Here is a 15,918-nt window from a genome sequence, read left to right on the forward strand (position 1 = left end):
CGGCCCGGCCAGCCAAGGCCTTACACTGTCGGCCTTGCGCAGCAAGCCTCCGATCAACAGGCCGACAGGAACAAGCAGATGACCGCCGTGGAGCCCGCCCCGGAACCCGCAGAGAAGGCCGCCGAGAAGGCCGCCGACAAAGCCGCGAGCGCGAACGTCAAGACCGCGCTGCGCGTGGTCGAGATCATGGAAATCTACGCCCGGGAAGGCCGCTCGCTGACGCTGACCGAGCTGGCCAAACTGCTGGGCGCGCCGATGTCGAGCTGCCTCGGCCTGATCCGCACGCTGGCGGCGCTGGGCTATCTGTACGAGACCGGACGGCGCCAGGGCTACTACCCGACCGGCCGGCTGCTGGCGATCGCGCAACGGATCGCCGCCAACGACCCGCTGCTCGAGCGGGTGCAGCCGGTGCTCGAATCGCTGCGCGACGAGACCGGCGAGACCGTGATCTTCGGCAAGCTGCAGGACGACGGCCGCGTGGTCTATCTCGATGTCGTCGAGTCGAGCAATCCGGTGCGCTACATCGCCACCGCGGGCGAACTGCGGCAGGCCCATACCAACTCCATCGGGCGTGCGATCCTTTCCGCGCTGCCCGCCGCCGACCGTGACGCGCTGCTGGCGCGCGCCTCGTTCGCGCCGCTGACCCCACGCACGCTGCGCTCGCGGCAAGCGCTGGAAGCCGAGCTCGAAACCTCGCGTGAACGCGGCTGGGCGCAGAATTTCGGCGAGTCGTTGGCCGACCTGGGCGCCGTCGCCGTGCCGGTCACACTGGGCGGTGTGGTCTACGGCGTGTCGGTCGCCGGGCCGATCCACCGCGTGGAACCGCGCGCGGCCGAGATCGCGATGCCGCTGCGCACGGCGATACGCACGCTGCAGGGCTAGACCCTCCGCCTTCCGCCGCCTCCTGCCGCTTCTCTGCCTGCGACACCTGTCGCATTGCGGACGCGACACCTGTCGCATGCCGCGACGGCGTCGCGACGCACCGGGCGCCATCGCATAGCCTCCGAGCGCCCCGCACGGCCCCTGCTTCAACCTCCCCGATCCGCCGCAAAGCCGCGCCATGCAAGGCTTTTCAGCGTTCCGCCCGGCCCGGGCGGCCCACCGCCATTCCCCTGTTTCCCCGCACTGGCATCGCGCTTGCAATGACATCGCAGCCGCGGCGCCCGCCGCATCCGCGCTTCCCCACGCGGACACGGGCGTCACGCCAAGCGAAAGAAACAGGAGACACGACGATGGAACCGACCACGGACCAGTTGCTGTGGATGTACGAAAAGATGGTCGAGATTCGCCATTACGAGGAGACGATGGCGAAGGTGTATCTCGAGGGCAAGCTGCCGCCGAAGATCCAGAAGGGTCTGGCCTTCGATATCGGTGCCGGCCCGGTGCCCGGCGAAATGCACCTGGCCGCCGGCCAGGAACCGGTGGCGGTGGGCGTCTGCGCGCATCTGCGCAGCGAGGACACCGTGGTCGGCGCTCACCGCCCGCACCACTTCGCGATCGCCAAGGGCGTGCCGCTGAACGAGATGACCGCCGAGATGTTCGGCAAGGTCACCGGCCTGGGCCGCGGCAAGGGCGGCCACATGCATCTGTTCCACCCCGAAACCAAATTCTCGTGCAGCGGCATCGTCGGCGCGGGCGCGCCGCAAGCCTGCGGCGCTGCGCTGGCCGCGCGCAAGCTGGGCAAGGACTGGGTCGCGATCGCCTTCTTCGGTGAAGGCGCGGCCAACCAGGGCGCCTTCCATGAGGCGCTGAATCTGGCGGCGCTGTGGAAGCTGCCGGTGCTGTTCGTCTGCGAGGACAACAAATATGGCATCTCGGTCGAGAAGTCGGCTTCGACGTCGGTCGACAGCAATGCGGTCCGCGCCGCCGGCTACGGGATGCCGGGCGTACTGGTGGATACCAACGATGCGGTCGCAGTGTTTCGCGCGGCCGGCGTCGCGGTCGCGCGGGCGCGGCGCGGCGAAGGCCCCACGCTGATCGAGGTCAAGACCGACCGCTATCTGGGCCACTTCCAGGGCGATCCCGAAACTTACCGGCCGAAAAACGAGGCGCAGACGCTGCGCCAGAACGATCCGATCGACCGGCTGGGAAAGCAGCTGCGCGAACGGGGCCTGCTCGACGACGAGGCGGATGCCGCGCTGCGCCGGCAGATCGTCGCGCGCGTCGACGCCGCCTATGCATTCGGCCGCGAAAGCCCCTACCCCGCCCCCGAGGAAGCGCTGCAGCACGTGTTCGCGTGATGGTGCCAGTGACGGCGCCGACCGCACGCAATCGCACGCAATCGCACGCAATCCGCATGCTGCCCGCAATGACAGGAGACAACCAGATGCAACCCAACGACACCAACCCATCCGCCGCGGCATCGCAGCCCGCCCGCAAGCTCACCATGGCGCAGGCCATCGCCGAGGCCATCGGCCAGGAGATGGAGCGCGACCCCAACGTCTTCGTGATGGGCGAGGACATCGGCAAGTACGGCGGCATTTTCAGCGCCACTACGGGGCTGCTGGACCGCTTCGGCCCCGAGCGGATCATGGACACGCCGATCTCGGAGACGGCGTTCATGGGCGCGGCCATCGGCGCCGCCGCCGAAGGGCTGCGCCCGATCGCCGAGCTGATGTTCGTCGACTTCTTCGGCGTCTGCTTCGACCAGATCTACAACCATCTGGCCAAGAACACATACATGTCGGGCGGCCGCGTCAAGCTGCCGGCCGTGGTGATGACCGGCATCGGCGGCGGCTACAACGACGCCGCGCAGCATTCGCAATGCCTGTACAGCACCTTCGCGCATATGCCCGGCATGAAGGTGGTGGTGCCATCCAACGCCTACGACGCCAAGGGCCTGATGATCGAGGCGATCCGCGACGACAACCCGGTGGTGTTCTGCTACCACAAGGGCATCATGGGCCTGTCGTGGATGTCGTACTTCGAAGGCAGCACCACGGCAGTCCCCACCGACGCCTACACGATTCCGTTCGGCAAGGCGCGCGTGGTGCGCCAAGGCCGCGACGTGACCATCGTCACGCTGAGCCAGATGGTGCAGAAATCCGTGCTGGCCGCCGAGCGGCTGGCGGAGGAAGGCATCGACGTCGAGGTGATCGACCTGCGCACGCTGGTGCCGCTGGACAAGCAGACCGTGCTCGAGTCGGTGGCCAGGACCGGCCGCCTGCTGATCGCCGACGAGGACTATCTGAGCTACGGCCTGTCCGGCGAGATCGCCGCGATCGTGGCCGAGCATCTGGACACGCTGCGGATGAAGGCGCCGGTGCGGCGCCTGGCCGTGCCCGACGTGCCGATTCCCTTCAGCCGTCCCCTCGAGAACTTCGTGATCCCGCAAGTGGACACGATCGCCGCCAGCGTCCGCACGCTGATGCAACACACCCCCGAACTGAAGCGAGAACCGAAGAGAGAAGCAGCATGACCGACGTAACGATGGCAGATGACGTGTGGGCCGATGTCGAGGAAGGCACCGAGGCCCTGTTGCAGGACTGGCAGGTCAATGTCGGCGACAGCGTCGCCGAAGGGCAGACGCTGGTAGTCGCCGAGCTGGTGAAAACCACGCACGAGATCGTCGCGCCGGTGGCCGGCCGCATCGCCGAGATCCTGGTGCAGTCGCAGGACACCTTCGCGCGCGGCGCCGTGCTGGCGCGCATCGAGGAGTAGATCATGGCCGAAGCCTCACTGACGCTGGCAGCGGACAACGGCGCCGCAGCGGCCACCGACGCGCGGCAGACCATTCCGCTGACCGGCATGCGCGGCGCGATCGCGCGCGGCATGACGGCCGGCTGGCAGATCCCGCGCGTCGCGCATTCGCTCGAAGTCGATGTCAGTGCCGTCGAAGCGCGGCGCACGAAGCTGCAGGCCGAGCTCGGCGACAGCGTCAAGGTCACGCTGACCGCCTATCTGCTGCGCGCCGCGGCGCTGACGCTGCGAGCGCATCCCCGGCTGAACGCGCGCGTCTCCGACAAGGAAATCGAGCTGATGCCCGACGTCAACATCGGCCTGGCGGTCAGTCTGGACGATGGACTGGTGGTGCCGGTGCTGCGCGAGGTCGACCGCAAATCGGTCGAGAAGATCGCCCGCGAGGCCCGCACGCTGGCCGAAGGCGCGCGCAACGGCACGCTCGGCGCGGGCGCCTACCAGCGCGGCACCTTCACCATCAGCAATCTGGGCATGACCGAGGTGGAGCGCTTCACGCCGATCCTGCATGCGCCGCAGGCCGCGATTCTCGGCGTCACGCGCGTGATCCGCCGCGCGGTGGTCAAGGACGACTGGATCAGCATCGCGCCGATGATGGGCCTGCATCTGGTGTTCGACCATCGCGCCGTCGACGGCTACCCGGCCGCGGCGTTTCTCGGCGACCTGAAGCGGCGCCTCGAATCCGCGGAAGATCTGTGATGGCCGCGCTTGCCCCGACCCTCGTCACCGCGACGCCGCACGCCGAGCAGGCTTGGAACGCGCGGCAGCTGGCCGAACCGGTCACCGAGCCGCGCCTGCGGCTGTGGACCTATCGCGCGCCCGGTGTGGTGTTCGGCTGCTCGCAGCGGGCGCTGCACGAGCGCACCGCGCTGGCCGATCGCGCGGTCGTGCGCGGTTCGGGCGGCGGTGCCGTGCTGACCGGGCCGTGGATGCTGTCCGCCTCGATCGTGCTGCCGCCGGACCACGCGCTGCTGTCGGGCGGGCCGATCGGCAGCTACCGCTGGCTCGGGGTGCTGCATGCCGGCCTGCTGCGCGACATGGGCATCGCCGCGTTCGCGCTGCCGCCCGAGCAGGCCCGCAGCCACCAGGCCGATGCCGCGCTGACCTGGGCCTGCTATGGCGGTCTGTCGCCCTGGGAGGTCGTGGTCGACTCGCGCAAGATCGTCGGCCTCGCGCAGCTGCGCCGGCGCACCGGCGTGCTGCTGACCTCGGGCACGCTGATCGCGCCGCCCGACTGGCGCCTGTTGTGCGAAGCGCTCGGGCAGCCGGCCGGCCTCGGCGAGGCGCTCGCCGATTGCACCACCTCGTGCGAGACCGAGCTGGGTGCGCCGGTGATCGCGGAGGTGCTGGCCGATCGCCTGCACCACATGCTGACCGACGTGCTCGGCAGCGTGGCGGCCAACGACCACGAGGCCATGCCGGGCGCGTCTGCCCGACACGCCATGCGGCCGCACGGGGCCGCGGCGCCGCCCGGCTAGCGGCAGCCACGCGACCGCACGCTGCCGGATGCGGCCGAACGTCGCAAAGACAACGATACCGATATCCCCGAAGGAGACGACAAATGCAAGACGACATCCAGCAAGCGGATGCCGCCGCGCCCGCGGCCGGCATGCGCATCGTGGCCAAGACCCAGCCGGTGACCCGGCGCGGGTTCCTGCGCGGCACGGGCCTGGCCGCCATCGGCGTCGCCGTGGTTTCGCCCGGCGCGTTGGCCAGGCCGGCCCGCGAGGCGCTGGTCACCGACCTGAAGGCGCTCGGCACACCGACCGCGCGCACGCTGCTGGCGATGGCGCGCGACATCTTTCCGCACGACCGCTTCGCCGACCGCTACTACGTGCAGGCCATCGCGCCGCTGGACCGGGCCGCCGCCAAGGACAAGGCCGTGCGCACGCTGCTGCAGCAAGGCGTGCGCGAACTCGACGCGGCCGCGCAGCGAAAGCATGGCAAACCCTATGCCCAGCTGCAGGACGAGGCCGACCGCGTGGCGCTGCTCAAGGCCATCGAGACCACGCCCTTCTTCGAGAAGGTACGCGGCGAGATGGTGACCAGCCTCTACGACAACAAGGCGGTCTGGCCGCTGCTCGGCTATGAGGGCTCGTCCTGGGAGAAGGGCGGCTACGCCAACCGCGGTTTCAACGACATCGACTGGATCTGAGCCGCACCGCATCGCAGGGACTGCACAGCGCTGCACAGACAGCACGGTAGAGAGCACGGTAGACGGCGCGATAAAGGGCGCCGATACAACACTGGAGACAAACATGGCAACTCGGATCGACCTGAACGACCGCGACGCGGTCGTCATCATCGGCTCCGGCGCGGGCGGCGCCACGCTGGCCAACGAACTGGCGCAGCAGGGCATCGGCAAGATCGTGATCCTCGAGGCCGGCAAGCACTACACGCAGGCCGACTTCGAGAACGACGAATGGGCGATGTTCCGCAAGATCTCGTGGCTCGACAAGCGGATCTCGGCCGGCGGCTGGCACCACACCAAGACTTATCCGAACCTGCCCGCGTGGATCGTCAAGGCGGTCGGCGGCTCGACCATCCACTGGTCCGGCGTCGCGCTGCGCTTCCAGCCGCACGACTTCCGCACGCGGCAGATCTACGGCCAGGTCGAAGGCGCCAACGTGCTGGACTGGCCGATCACCTACGAGGAACTGGCGCCCTACTACGACAAGGCCGAGAAGAAGATGGGCGTGACCGGCAGCGCGGCCAGCGGCCAGCCGCCGATGCCCGAGAGCAACCAGTACAAGGTGGTGGCGGCCGGCGCCCGCAAGATCGGCTATCGCAAGATCGTGCGGCCGGTAGCGTCCAATTCCACGCCGTACGACGGCCGCCCCGCGTGCCAGCAGGCGGGCTTCTGCATGCAGGGCTGCAAGATCGGCGCGAAATGGTCGGCGCTCTACACCGAGATTCCCAAGGCCATCGCGACCGGCCGCGTCGAGCTGCGACCGGAGAGCATGGTGCTGCAGATCCAGCACGACAAGTCCGGCAAGGTCAACGGCGTGCTGTATGCCGACAGCAAGGGGCGCAAGCATCTGCAGAAGGCGCGTGTGGTTTGCGTCGCCGGCAATTCGATCGAATCGCCGCGGCTGCTGCTGAATTCCGCGTCCAGCCTGTTCCCCAACGGGCTGGCGAACTCATCCGGACAGGTGGGCCGCAACTACATGAACCATGCGACCGCGGCGGCGGTGGCGATCCACCGCAAGCCGGTCTATATGTACCGCGGGTTCGATATCGGCGCGGTGGTGGCCGACGAGGTCGCGCTCAATACGAAGCGCGGCTTCAATGGCGGCTACTATCTGGAAGGGCTGGCGCTGGGCCTGCCCTATACGGCGGCCTTCATGAAGCCCGGCGGCTGGGGTCGCGACGTGACCTCGGCACTCGAGCAGTACGACCACATGACGGCGATCTGGGTCTGCGGCGAGGACATGGCGCGCGAGCAGAACACCATCACGCTGCATCCCACCGAGAAGGACCAGTACGGCCTGCCGATCCCGATCGTGACCAAGACCTACCACCGCAACGACGAGGCCATCGCGGCGCACGGGCTGCAGCAGTTCCGCAAGCTGTCGGAGGCGGTCGGCGCGACGCGGGTCATCGACATGCCCGCGTATCCTGCCAGTCACAATATGGGCACCAACCGGATGAGCGCCAACGCCCGCGACGGCGTGGTCAATCGCTGGGGCCAGGCGCACGACGTCAAGAACCTGTTCATCTCGGACGGCAGCCAGTTCACCTCGAGCTCTGCCGCCAACCCGACGCTGACCATCGTGGCGCTGGCGATCCGCCAGGCCGAATACCTGGCGGGGGCCCTGCGCAAGGGCGAGGTATGAGCCCGGGCTTGTCGGGATTGAAGTCCGACGCGGGGCTGGTGTAAGGTCGTCGCGCCTGGGGAGGCGTTTCCGCCGTCTCGCTGCGAAGAAGGCTCCCGTCTCCCCGTGCGGGCCAGGGTCGGGGGAGAGGGCAGGAGCGCACGCCGTGCCCACGTCCTTTCCCGCCGCCCCGTCTATATTGGATAACACCACGAACCCAACAGCGCACAAGCGTCGCCCGTCCTCACGGCAAGGCGTAGCGAAGGAGACCCTGTGATCAGTGCCAAGCAAGCCGCGCATCGGCACGCGCATGTCGAGCAGGTGCTGATGCTCGCCAGCCAGGCCGATCCCGACCGGCCGCCGCAAAGCGAGATCGAGCGCTCGTGGATCCGTTGCGTGAACGAATACGGCATGGACCCCGGCCGGCGCATGCCCGCGCATATCGTGGAAGCCGGACGGCTGCGCGAGCACAAGGACCAGATCGAGGACTTCCTGGGCGTGGCACGCACCGGCATGGAGCAGCTGTACAAGCGCATGTCATCGCTCGGCTACGTGCTGCTGCTGACCGATGCGCACGGCATCGCGGTCGACTTCATCGGCAACGACCAGTGGGATCGCGAGCTCAAGAGCTCCGGCCTTTATCTCGGCGCGGACTGGAGCGAGCGCCAGGCCGGCACCTGCGCGGTGGGCACCTGCATCGTCGAGCAGCATGCGGTCACCTGCCATCAGACCGATCACTTCGATGTCTCGCACATCAGCCTGACCTGCAACAGCGCGCCGCTGTTCGACCCCACCGGCGGCTTTCTGGGCGTGCTCGACGTGTCGGCGCTGACCTCGCCCGGCCCGCGCGAGAGCCAGCATCTGGCGCTGCAGATGACGGCGATGTATGCGCAGATGATCGAGGACGCCAATTTCCTGCGCTATTTCCGCGACCGCTGGATCCTGCGGCTGGGCGCGACCTGGTCGCTGGTCGACGTCAGCGGCGAAATCATGGTGGCCTTCGATGCCGACGGCATCGTCTGCGGCATCAACAGCGGCGCCCGCCGCGCGCTGCGCGCGGCCGACCATGGCACCGTGATCGGACGCCCGCTGACGATGCTGTTCCGCGAGAGCATGAGCGACCTGTGGCGAATCGCGCGCGCCGGCATGTCGTCCGATCGCGCCACGCTGCGCACGCATGGCGACGAGGTGTACTACGCCAGCGCGATTGCGCCGCGCGTGATGCCGCAACGGCTCCCCACGCCGGCGGCGCCCGAGCCGGGCGACACCGCCGCGCTCGACGCGCTCGGTGCCGACGATGCGCAGATGCAGCGGCTGATCACGCAGGCAAGACGCCTCGCCAACAAGCCGCTCAATGTGCTGATCCACGGCGAGACCGGCACCGGCAAGGAAGTTCTGGCCAAGGCGCTGCATCAGAGCAGCAACCGGCGCGAGCATGCGTTTATCGCAGTCAATTGCGCCGCCATTCCCGAGACGCTGATCGAGAGCGAGCTGTTCGGCTATACCGCGGGCACGTTCACCGGCGCGCGCGGCAAGGGCATGCGCGGCCTGATCGCGCAGAGCGACGGCGGCACGCTGTTTCTCGACGAGATCGGCGACATGCCGCTGCATCTGCAAAGCCGGCTGCTGCGCGTGCTGTCGGAGCGCGAGGTCACGCCGCTCGGCGCACAACGCCCGGTCGCGGTCGATCTGCGCGTGATCGCGGCCTCGCACCGCGACCTGCGGCAGCTGATCGCCGAAGGGCGCTTTCGCGAGGACCTGTATTACCGGCTGTGCGGCGCCACGCTGTATCTGCCGACCTTGCGCGAGCGGCAGGACAAGGCCTATCTGATCGAGCGCATCTGCCACGAGGAGGCGGCCCAGCTGCAGATCGACGCGACGTTCTCCAGCGAGGCATGGCGCGCGATGCTGGTCTACGACTGGCCCGGCAACGTGCGTCAGCTGCGCAATGTGCTGCGCTTCGCGCTGGCGATGAGCGACGGCGGCCATATCGACCTCGGCGATCTGCCGCCGGAGGTCACGGACGCCGGCTCGGCAAGCCCGCTACGTGCGCTGGCCGCGCCCGACGCGGGCGGCCAGCCGATGCCCGACGATCCGAAGGCGCGCCAGTTGCTTGCCGCGCTGCAGGCGCACCATTGGAACGTGACCGAGGTGGCCGCGGCCTGCGGCATCTCGCGCGCGACGGTCTATCGGCAGATGGAGCGTTTCGGCATCGTCGCGCCGAACCGGCGGTAGGCGGCAGCGGACGACGCTCGCCGGCTGGCATGCGTGGCGGGACCGACGTACCATCGCTGCATCGGTCCCTCCTTCTCACCCTCCCCTTACGCCATCGCCATGCCGCTGCCCGCCGAACGCCTGAACGAATATCTGGACTTCGCCCACCGCCTGGCCGATGCGGCCGCGGCGAAAAGCCTGCCGCTGTTCCGCACCCACGCCGAGGTGCAGGACAAGGGCGGCCGGCGCTTCGACCCGGTCACCGCCGCCGACCAGGCCGCCGAGACCGCGATGCGCGAGCTGATCGCGGCCACCTATCCCGACCATGGCATTCATGGCGAAGAGCATGACCGCATCGAGGGCAGCTCGCCGCTGACCTGGGTGCTCGATCCGATCGACGGCACGCGCGCCTTCATCACCGGCCTGCCGCTGTGGGGCACGCTGATCGCGCTGAACGACGGCGATCGGCCCGTGCTCGGCGTGATGGACCAGCCGTTCACCGGCGAGCGTTTCGTCGGCACCTGCGACGCCGCCTGGCTCGGCAAGACGCCGCTGCGCACGCGGCCCTGTGCCAGCCTGTCCGAAGCCAAGCTGATGTGCACCACGCCCGAGATGTTCGGCGACGAGCCCGAATGGAAGGCGTTCCGCTGCGTGGCCGACCGTGCGCGGCTGCTGCGCTATGGCGGCGACTGCTACGCCTATTGCATGGTCGCCGCGGGCCATGTCGATGCGGTCGTCGAGGCGGGTCTGCAGCCCTACGACGTGCAGGCGCTGATCCCGATCGTCGAGGGCGCGGGCGGCATCGTCACGAGCTGGACCGGCGACGATCCCCAACATGGCGGCCGCGTGGTGGCCTGCGGCGATCGCCGCCTGCACGCGCAGATCCTGGCAGCGCTGGCCGAATAGCACGGGCGTCGAACGGCGGCACCGGCGGTGGATTTCCCCTCGGCGCCGCGCCGCCGGTTATGATGCGCGATTATCGAACGATCGCTGCCGCCCGTGTTCCGGGCCTCTTTCCGTATGGACGCCACCCGTTCCACCGCCGCTTCCGCGACTTCCGCCCCTGCTGCCCCTGCTGCTCCTGCTGCGCCCGATGCCGCGCGCGCCGATGCCGCTCCGCTGCGAACCGCGCCGACGCGTCCCGATCAGCTGGACCAGTACGCGGGCGACCCGAATTTCATGTTGTCGCTGGCCCGGGGCCTGCACGTGCTCGAAGCCTTCTCCGAGCGCAAGCGGCCCCTGACCATTTCTCAGATCGCACAGCGCACGCAGCTGTCGCGCGCCTCGGTGCGGCGCTGCCTCTATACCTTGCAGCGGCTCGGCTACGTCAGCCAGGAGGATGGCCGCTTCGCCTTGCGCCCGCGTGTGCTCCATCTCGGCCACGCGTACTTCTCGTCGACCGCGCTGGTCGCGCAGGCACAGCCGATCCTGGACCGGCTCAGCGCCGCGGTGGGCGAGACCTCGGCGCTGGCGATCCTCGAAGACACCGACATCCTGTATCTGGCGCGCTGCGAGGTGCGCCGCATGCTGTCGCACGCGCTGGGCATGGGCAGCCGCCTGCCGGCCTTCTGCACGTCGATCGGCCGCATGCTGCTGGCGCATCTGGACGAGCCGGCGCGCGACGCGTACTTCGAGCGTGCCGAGCTGCGCCCGCGCACGCTGCAGACCAAGGTCTCGCGCACCGAACTGGAGGCCTGCTTCGAGCAGGCCCGCGCGTTGGGCTATGTCGTGGTCGACGAAGAACTGGAGCTCGACCTGCGCGCGCTCGCGGTGCCGGTGCACGCCGAATCGGGCGAGGTCGTGGCGGGCATCAGCGTCAGCGTGCGGCCCACGCAGGTCGGCGAAGCGGAGATGCTTGCGCGCATGCTGCCCCGCATGCGCGAGGCGGCAATGGAAATGAGCAGACTGATTGCGGCGTGATGACTCGGGGTCTATCGCGCGCGGCGTCAATCAAGCCGCGTGCGGCTGTCGCCTCGCCACAACGACAATCGACATGCAGCGCAAGTATTTGCGCCGCTTGTTTGAAGCCAATCATGTCGCAATGCTCACAATCGTGAGGCTTTAAAGCGCGAGGCGCGTCGCCGCCATCACTCCTCGGAATTGGACGGAAAAAAGTCGCGGTATTCAATGCATCGCGTTGCGATATACATTGCTAAAATCACCGTCCAACAAGTCCGAACCTGAAAGACTCTTGCCAAAAAAGAGACTACCGCAACACCAATATGACTTTCGATGACATCTCGCTTGGCGCAATCGTCGCGGATATGCGCATGGCAGAGAGACCTCTGATGCCCGCCGAACAGGCCTATCTCGCCGAACTGCGTCAGCGAATTGCAGCCGGCTCCGAGAATTTGTGGGCGATCCTGGAAGACGCCGGCATGCCCTCGAACGGTGGCCGTCTGTCCGGCGATGTGATGCTGGCACTCACGATGGTGGCGCAGAGCAAGCCGCAATAAAGACAAAGCGCGACGCGGCCGCCGCGCCTTCTTTTTCGATTAGCCGCGATGGGCCAATTCCAGCGCGAATACCAGCCGCTGCAGCGTATTTTCCAGCCGCCCATCCGGATTGACGAAGGCGCAGCCGAAATGGTGAATTGCGCTGTCGTCGCGACCCACCAGCCAATGCCCCACCACCTGCAGATCCAGATCGAGCTTGCCCAGCTCGCGGAAGTCGAGCCGCGCGCGCGCGATGCGCGTGCCCACCGGCAGCTGCGTATCGCCGACCGTGCGCGAGCGCAGGCCCACCCCCGATAGCGACAGATCCGAAATATCGAGCTTGACCACGGTACCGTCGTCGAGCCGCCCTTCGCAGCCATAGCCCCGGGTCACCAGCGTGCGCGCGCGGAAATGCCGGCGCCGCTGGAAGTGATAGAGCTTGTCCGGGAACGGAGCCTTGAACGCAGGGCCGCCCTGATATTGCATGGGCTCGGGCCGGCCGATGGTGAAGTTCACCGGCACGCCACGCAGCGAAGCCGAGATCGCGTTCTCTTCCGCTTCCAGCACCGCGCGCGCTTCCTCGTCGGTCCGGCACCAGTCGAAGATGAAGGTCCGGCTGCCCGGATCGACGTGCAGCACCGAGGAAACGGTTTCGCGGCCACGGCCGGAACGCACGTTCAGCGTGCATTTCTGCCAGGCCAGATCGCGCAGCACCGTGCCGATCTGCGAGGCATGGGTCAGGCGGTACTGCTCGTCCGATGCGGCATCGGATGCGGCGTCGGATGCGGCTTCGGACGCGACGGCGGCCTCGGACTGGTCGATGGACTGGTGGGAACTCATGAAATCACGCGGGCGGGTGCGGGGATCCAACAATGCGGGCGATGGGACTCTAGTACAGAATCGGCATCCCCGGCGCAAAACTTGAGCCCGACTTAGGTGGGGTTGTCCGGGTCCGCCGGGCGCAAGGCAAAGGCCCGCCGGCAGCGATGCTCGGCGCCCTGCCGCTGCAGGCGGCTCTCGAACAGCACGAAGCGCTGCGCCAGATAGGGCGGGCAGGACAATTCCCGTTGCGCGGCGACCCATTCGCGCAGCAGCGGCTCGGGCGCATGCGGTGCGCAGCGCGCCAGCGTCAAGTGCGGATGGAAGGGACGCGCCTCGGGCTCGATGCCGGCATCGCGCAGTGCCAGATCGATCGCGCCATGCAGGGCCAGCAGCGGTTCGGCGGGCGCGACGCCGGCCCACAGGATGCCGCCGCGCCGGCCGAAGCGGCCGGCGCCGGCGACTTGCACCGGGACCGCAACAGCGGCGATCGTGGCCAGCACGTCGTCGATCGCGGCGGCCTGGTCCTCATCCACCTCGCCAACGAAGCGCAGCGTCAGGTGAACCTGCGCGGCCGGCGTCGGGCGGATTCCGCGCTCGCGCGGCAGCGTCGCCAGCAGCGAGTCCGCCAGCGCGCGCGGGGTTTCCAGGGCAACGAACAGCCGTGGCATGTCGGCGGGAGCGTTATGGGTGCGGCGCGGGTAGCGCGATGTGGCTGCCGTTACCGGGCTGCCGTTATGCGGCGGCCGCCAGCGCGTCGCGCAACAGCGGCAGGTGCGGCGCCGCCGCCGTGCCTTCCAGCCGCAGCAGCGCCTGCTTGCGGTCGGTACCGCCGGCATAGCCCGTCAGCGCGCCCTTGGCGCCAAGCACGCGATGGCATGGCACGATCACGGAAATCGGATTGCGGCCCACGGCGCTGCCGACCGCGCGCGCATGACCGGGCGGCAGGCCGAGACCCAGGGCCAGCTGGCCATAGCTGACGGTCTCGCCGAACGGGATCTCGCACAGCGCCTGCCAGACCTGCTGCTGGAAGGCGCTGCCCGCCAGGCGCAGCGGCACGGTGAAACGCTGCCGCGCGCCTGCGAAGTACTCGGTCAGTTCTTGCTCCGCCTGCGCCAGCAATCGCGCATCGCGCGCATCAAAGGCCGTGGTGTCGAACGGACCGGCCGGATGGTATTTCTGGCCGGCGAAGAACACGCCGGTCAAATAGCCGCTTTCGGCGCGCAGCAGCACGTCACCGAGCGGGCCGGACATCGAACGATAGTGAATCATGTTGGCTGCTCCTGTAGTTGAGCGCGGCGCGTCCGGCGGGGGCGGGGCGACACGGCTTGCTCGCCGGTGGGTCCGCCAGCGTCCACGGGCACTGCGCGCGCCGCGGCACGTTCGCGCTCGCGGCGGTCCTGCATGTCCTGATATTGACGCCACAGATGCATCGCCGCGTAGGCGCGCCACGGCGCCCATTGGGCCGCGTGACGCAGCATCTCGCCGTTGCGCGCGATGCCGAGCACCTTGCGCAGCGCATAGTCGCTGGCCGGGAAGGCATCGGGCCAGCCCAGCGCCCGCATCGCGATGTATTGCGCGGTCCAGTCGCCCACCCCGTCGATGGCGCACAGGGCCGCGACGGTCTGCGCTGGCTCCACGCCCGGCTCCAGCGACACCCTGCCCTCGACAACGGCCGTGGCGATCGCATGGATCGCGCGCGCCTTGGCCATCGGCACGCCCAGCGCATTGAGTTCCGCCACAGGCACAGCGGCCAGCGTGGCGGCGTTTGGAAAACAGGCGCGCAACGCGTCCATCGGCACGGCCAGCGGCACGCCATATGCCTGCACCAGCCGATGCAGCATGGCCCTGGCCTGAGCGAGCGAGACCACCTGGCCGAGCACCGCGCGCACCGCGATCTCGAAGCCGTCGACCGTTCCCGGCAAGCGCATGCCCGGCATGTCGGCCGCCAACGCGCCCAGATGGCGGTCGACCACATCGGGCCGGCAACCCAGATCGCACAGACGCCTGACCTTGCCGAGCACCTGCGGAATGGCGTGCGCCAACGAACCGGACAGCGTCACGCGCAGCACGTGCCGCTGCGGCGCCAGGGCCAGCCGTAGCCAGCCGCTGTGCAGCCGTCCGCCCACCTCGATGGCGATGGTCCGCCCATATTCGCCGCCCTGCGCATCGGGCCAGATCTGCTCGACGCCTTGCACCGCGCGGGCGCCCAGAAACTGCATCAGCGCCGGCCATGCCAGCGGCGGCCGGTAGCCGAGTTCGAACACCAGCCGGTCGGCCGGCATGCCGGCGGCGCGCTTGCGCATCGCGGTCGGCGCCAGGCCGTAGCGGGTCTTCAGCACGTCGTTGAAGCGCCGAACGCTGCCAAAGCCGGCCGCGAGCGCCACCTCGGTGACGGGCAGCGCGGTATCGGTCAGCAGCCGCTTGGCCAGCAGCAGACGCTGCGTCTGGGCGTAGTCGACCAGCGAGACGCCGAACTGCGCGGTGAACAGCCGCCGCAGGTGCCGCTCGGTGACGCCGATGCGCGCGGCGAGCTCCGGCACGCCGGCATCGGCCAGAAAGCCCTCGTCGATCAGCGTTGCCGCCGCCTGCGCGAGCCGGCCCGACAGGTCTGCGATCCCATGGCCGGGCGCCAGCTCGGGCCGGCAGCGCAGACAGGGCCGATAGCCGTGCTTCTCGGCCGCCGCCGCGGTGGCGAAGAAACTGCAGTTTTCGCGCTTGGGCGTGCGCACCGCGCAGACCGGCCGACAGTAGATGCCAGTCGACGACACGGCGACGAAAAAGCGCCCGTCGAAGCGGCGGTCGTGCGAGACCACGGCGCGGTAGCAGGTGTCGGGATCGAGTTCCATGGCTGCATGCTACCGCTTTCCGGCGGCACGACCAGCCGGATTCGGACATGCGAGTCCGGCCTGATCGGGACATGCGCCAGGGCGGCGCGG

General features: G+C 68.8%; 16 protein-coding genes. 12 read left to right on the top strand and 4 right to left on the bottom strand.

The genetic code is table 11. From position 1 onward, the window contains the following. Positions 1–78 precede the first annotated feature (78 nt). The 12 genes from HTY53_RS09065 to HTY53_RS09120 all read left to right on the top strand — a co-directional run bounded on the left by HTY53_RS09065 (position 79) and on the right by HTY53_RS09120 (position 12,181). Positions 79–882, top strand: a complete 804-nt coding sequence (locus HTY53_RS09065; protein ID WP_174106167.1) for an IclR family transcriptional regulator — start codon at positions 79–81, stop codon at positions 880–882. Between the two features lie 350 nt (positions 883–1,232). After that, the gene (locus tag HTY53_RS09070; RefSeq protein WP_174106168.1) at positions 1,233–2,240 is read left to right on the top strand and encodes a thiamine pyrophosphate-dependent dehydrogenase E1 component subunit alpha; all 1,008 of its coding nucleotides are present in this window, start codon (positions 1,233–1,235) and stop codon (positions 2,238–2,240) included. 86 nt (positions 2,241–2,326) lie between these two features. Continuing rightward, positions 2,327–3,418, top strand: a complete 1,092-nt coding sequence (locus HTY53_RS09075) for an alpha-ketoacid dehydrogenase subunit beta (protein WP_174106169.1) — start codon at positions 2,327–2,329, stop codon at positions 3,416–3,418. Then, complete coding sequence (locus HTY53_RS09080; RefSeq protein ID WP_006578478.1) at positions 3,415–3,660, top strand: lipoyl domain-containing protein; 246 nt, start codon at positions 3,415–3,417, stop codon at positions 3,658–3,660. Before HTY53_RS09075 ends, HTY53_RS09080 begins: the two co-directional genes overlap by 4 nt. A gap of 3 nt (positions 3,661–3,663) precedes the next feature. Then, positions 3,664–4,395, top strand: coding sequence for a 2-oxo acid dehydrogenase subunit E2 (locus tag HTY53_RS09085; RefSeq protein ID WP_174106170.1), 732 nt, complete (start codon positions 3,664–3,666; stop codon positions 4,393–4,395). Then, the gene (locus HTY53_RS09090) at positions 4,395–5,174 is read left to right on the top strand and encodes a lipoate--protein ligase family protein (RefSeq protein ID WP_217435554.1); all 780 of its coding nucleotides are present in this window, start codon (positions 4,395–4,397) and stop codon (positions 5,172–5,174) included. Before HTY53_RS09085 ends, HTY53_RS09090 begins: the two co-directional genes overlap by 1 nt. Positions 5,175–5,257: 83 nt before the next feature. After that, positions 5,258–5,851 carry a gluconate 2-dehydrogenase subunit 3 family protein gene (locus HTY53_RS09095; protein ID WP_217435555.1) on the top strand — a complete coding sequence of 198 codons (594 nt, stop codon included), beginning with the start codon at positions 5,258–5,260 and terminating at the stop codon, positions 5,849–5,851. A gap of 103 nt (positions 5,852–5,954) precedes the next feature. Continuing rightward, a complete protein-coding gene (locus HTY53_RS09100; protein WP_174106171.1) occupies positions 5,955–7,532 on the top strand; it encodes a GMC family oxidoreductase in 1,578 nt (525 codons plus the stop codon). A 252-nt stretch (positions 7,533–7,784) separates the two neighbouring features. Continuing rightward, the gene (locus HTY53_RS09105) at positions 7,785–9,746 is read left to right on the top strand and encodes a sigma-54-dependent Fis family transcriptional regulator (protein ID WP_174106172.1); all 1,962 of its coding nucleotides are present in this window, start codon (positions 7,785–7,787) and stop codon (positions 9,744–9,746) included. A 99-nt stretch (positions 9,747–9,845) separates the two neighbouring features. Next, positions 9,846–10,631: a histidinol-phosphatase gene (gene hisN / locus HTY53_RS09110; RefSeq protein ID WP_174106173.1), complete on the top strand. Its 786-nt coding sequence runs from the start codon at positions 9,846–9,848 to the stop codon at positions 10,629–10,631. 114 nt (positions 10,632–10,745) lie between these two features. Continuing rightward, on the top strand, positions 10,746–11,645 hold the full coding sequence (locus tag HTY53_RS09115) for an IclR family transcriptional regulator domain-containing protein (RefSeq protein WP_238511469.1): 900 nt from the start codon (positions 10,746–10,748) through the stop codon (positions 11,643–11,645). Positions 11,646–11,947: 302 nt separating this feature from the next. Then, a complete protein-coding gene (locus HTY53_RS09120; RefSeq protein ID WP_006576881.1) occupies positions 11,948–12,181 on the top strand; it encodes a hypothetical protein in 234 nt (77 codons plus the stop codon). Positions 12,182–12,220: 39 nt separating this feature from the next. Here the strand turns inward: HTY53_RS09120 and HTY53_RS09125 are convergent, their stop codons facing one another. The 4 genes from HTY53_RS09125 to HTY53_RS09140 form a co-directional block, all read right to left on the bottom strand. Further along, entirely contained in the window at positions 12,221–13,000 is a 780-nt protein-coding gene (locus HTY53_RS09125; protein WP_174106174.1) for a flagellar brake protein, read from the bottom strand. A 92-nt stretch (positions 13,001–13,092) separates the two neighbouring features. Then, entirely contained in the window at positions 13,093–13,650 is a 558-nt protein-coding gene (gene thpR / locus HTY53_RS09130; RefSeq protein ID WP_174106175.1) for an RNA 2',3'-cyclic phosphodiesterase, read from the bottom strand. Positions 13,651–13,714: 64 nt separating this feature from the next. Further along, positions 13,715–14,251, bottom strand: coding sequence for a methylated-DNA--[protein]-cysteine S-methyltransferase (locus tag HTY53_RS09135; protein ID WP_174106176.1), 537 nt, complete (start codon positions 14,249–14,251; stop codon positions 13,715–13,717). Further along, positions 14,248–15,828: a DNA-3-methyladenine glycosylase 2 family protein gene (locus tag HTY53_RS09140; protein ID WP_174106177.1), complete on the bottom strand. Its 1,581-nt coding sequence runs from the start codon at positions 15,826–15,828 to the stop codon at positions 14,248–14,250. The genes HTY53_RS09135 and HTY53_RS09140 overlap by 4 nt, the downstream gene beginning before the upstream one ends. Positions 15,829–15,918 lie beyond the last annotated feature (90 nt).

This window comes from Cupriavidus gilardii (assembly GCF_013314895.1).
Lineage (GTDB): Bacteria > Pseudomonadota > Gammaproteobacteria > Burkholderiales > Burkholderiaceae > Cupriavidus > Cupriavidus gilardii_C.

Excerpts from the sequence above, each read along its gene's own strand:
- HTY53_RS09065 (WP_174106167.1), top strand. The coding sequence starts at position 79 with ATGACCGCCGTGGAGCCCGCCCCGGAACCCGCAGAGAAGGCCGCCGAG.
- HTY53_RS09070 (WP_174106168.1), top strand. The coding sequence starts at position 1,233 with ATGGAACCGACCACGGACCAGTTGCTGTGGATGTACGAAAAGATGGTC.
- HTY53_RS09075 (WP_174106169.1), top strand. The coding sequence starts at position 2,327 with ATGCAACCCAACGACACCAACCCATCCGCCGCGGCATCGCAGCCCGCC.
- HTY53_RS09080 (WP_006578478.1), top strand. The coding sequence starts at position 3,415 with ATGACCGACGTAACGATGGCAGATGACGTGTGGGCCGATGTCGAGGAA.
- HTY53_RS09085 (WP_174106170.1), top strand. The coding sequence starts at position 3,664 with ATGGCCGAAGCCTCACTGACGCTGGCAGCGGACAACGGCGCCGCAGCG.
- HTY53_RS09090 (WP_217435554.1), top strand. The coding sequence starts at position 4,395 with ATGGCCGCGCTTGCCCCGACCCTCGTCACCGCGACGCCGCACGCCGAG.
- HTY53_RS09095 (WP_217435555.1), top strand. The coding sequence starts at position 5,258 with ATGCAAGACGACATCCAGCAAGCGGATGCCGCCGCGCCCGCGGCCGGC.
- HTY53_RS09100 (WP_174106171.1), top strand. The coding sequence starts at position 5,955 with ATGGCAACTCGGATCGACCTGAACGACCGCGACGCGGTCGTCATCATC.
- hisN (WP_174106173.1), top strand. The coding sequence starts at position 9,846 with ATGCCGCTGCCCGCCGAACGCCTGAACGAATATCTGGACTTCGCCCAC.
- HTY53_RS09115 (WP_238511469.1), top strand. The coding sequence starts at position 10,746 with ATGGACGCCACCCGTTCCACCGCCGCTTCCGCGACTTCCGCCCCTGCT.
- HTY53_RS09120 (WP_006576881.1), top strand. The coding sequence starts at position 11,948 with ATGACTTTCGATGACATCTCGCTTGGCGCAATCGTCGCGGATATGCGC.
- HTY53_RS09125 (WP_174106174.1), bottom strand. The coding sequence starts at position 13,000 with ATGAGTTCCCACCAGTCCATCGACCAGTCCGAGGCCGCCGTCGCGTCC.
- thpR (WP_174106175.1), bottom strand. The coding sequence starts at position 13,650 with ATGCCACGGCTGTTCGTTGCCCTGGAAACCCCGCGCGCGCTGGCGGAC.
- HTY53_RS09135 (WP_174106176.1), bottom strand. The coding sequence starts at position 14,251 with ATGATTCACTATCGTTCGATGTCCGGCCCGCTCGGTGACGTGCTGCTG.
- HTY53_RS09140 (WP_174106177.1), bottom strand. The coding sequence starts at position 15,828 with ATGGAACTCGATCCCGACACCTGCTACCGCGCCGTGGTCTCGCACGAC.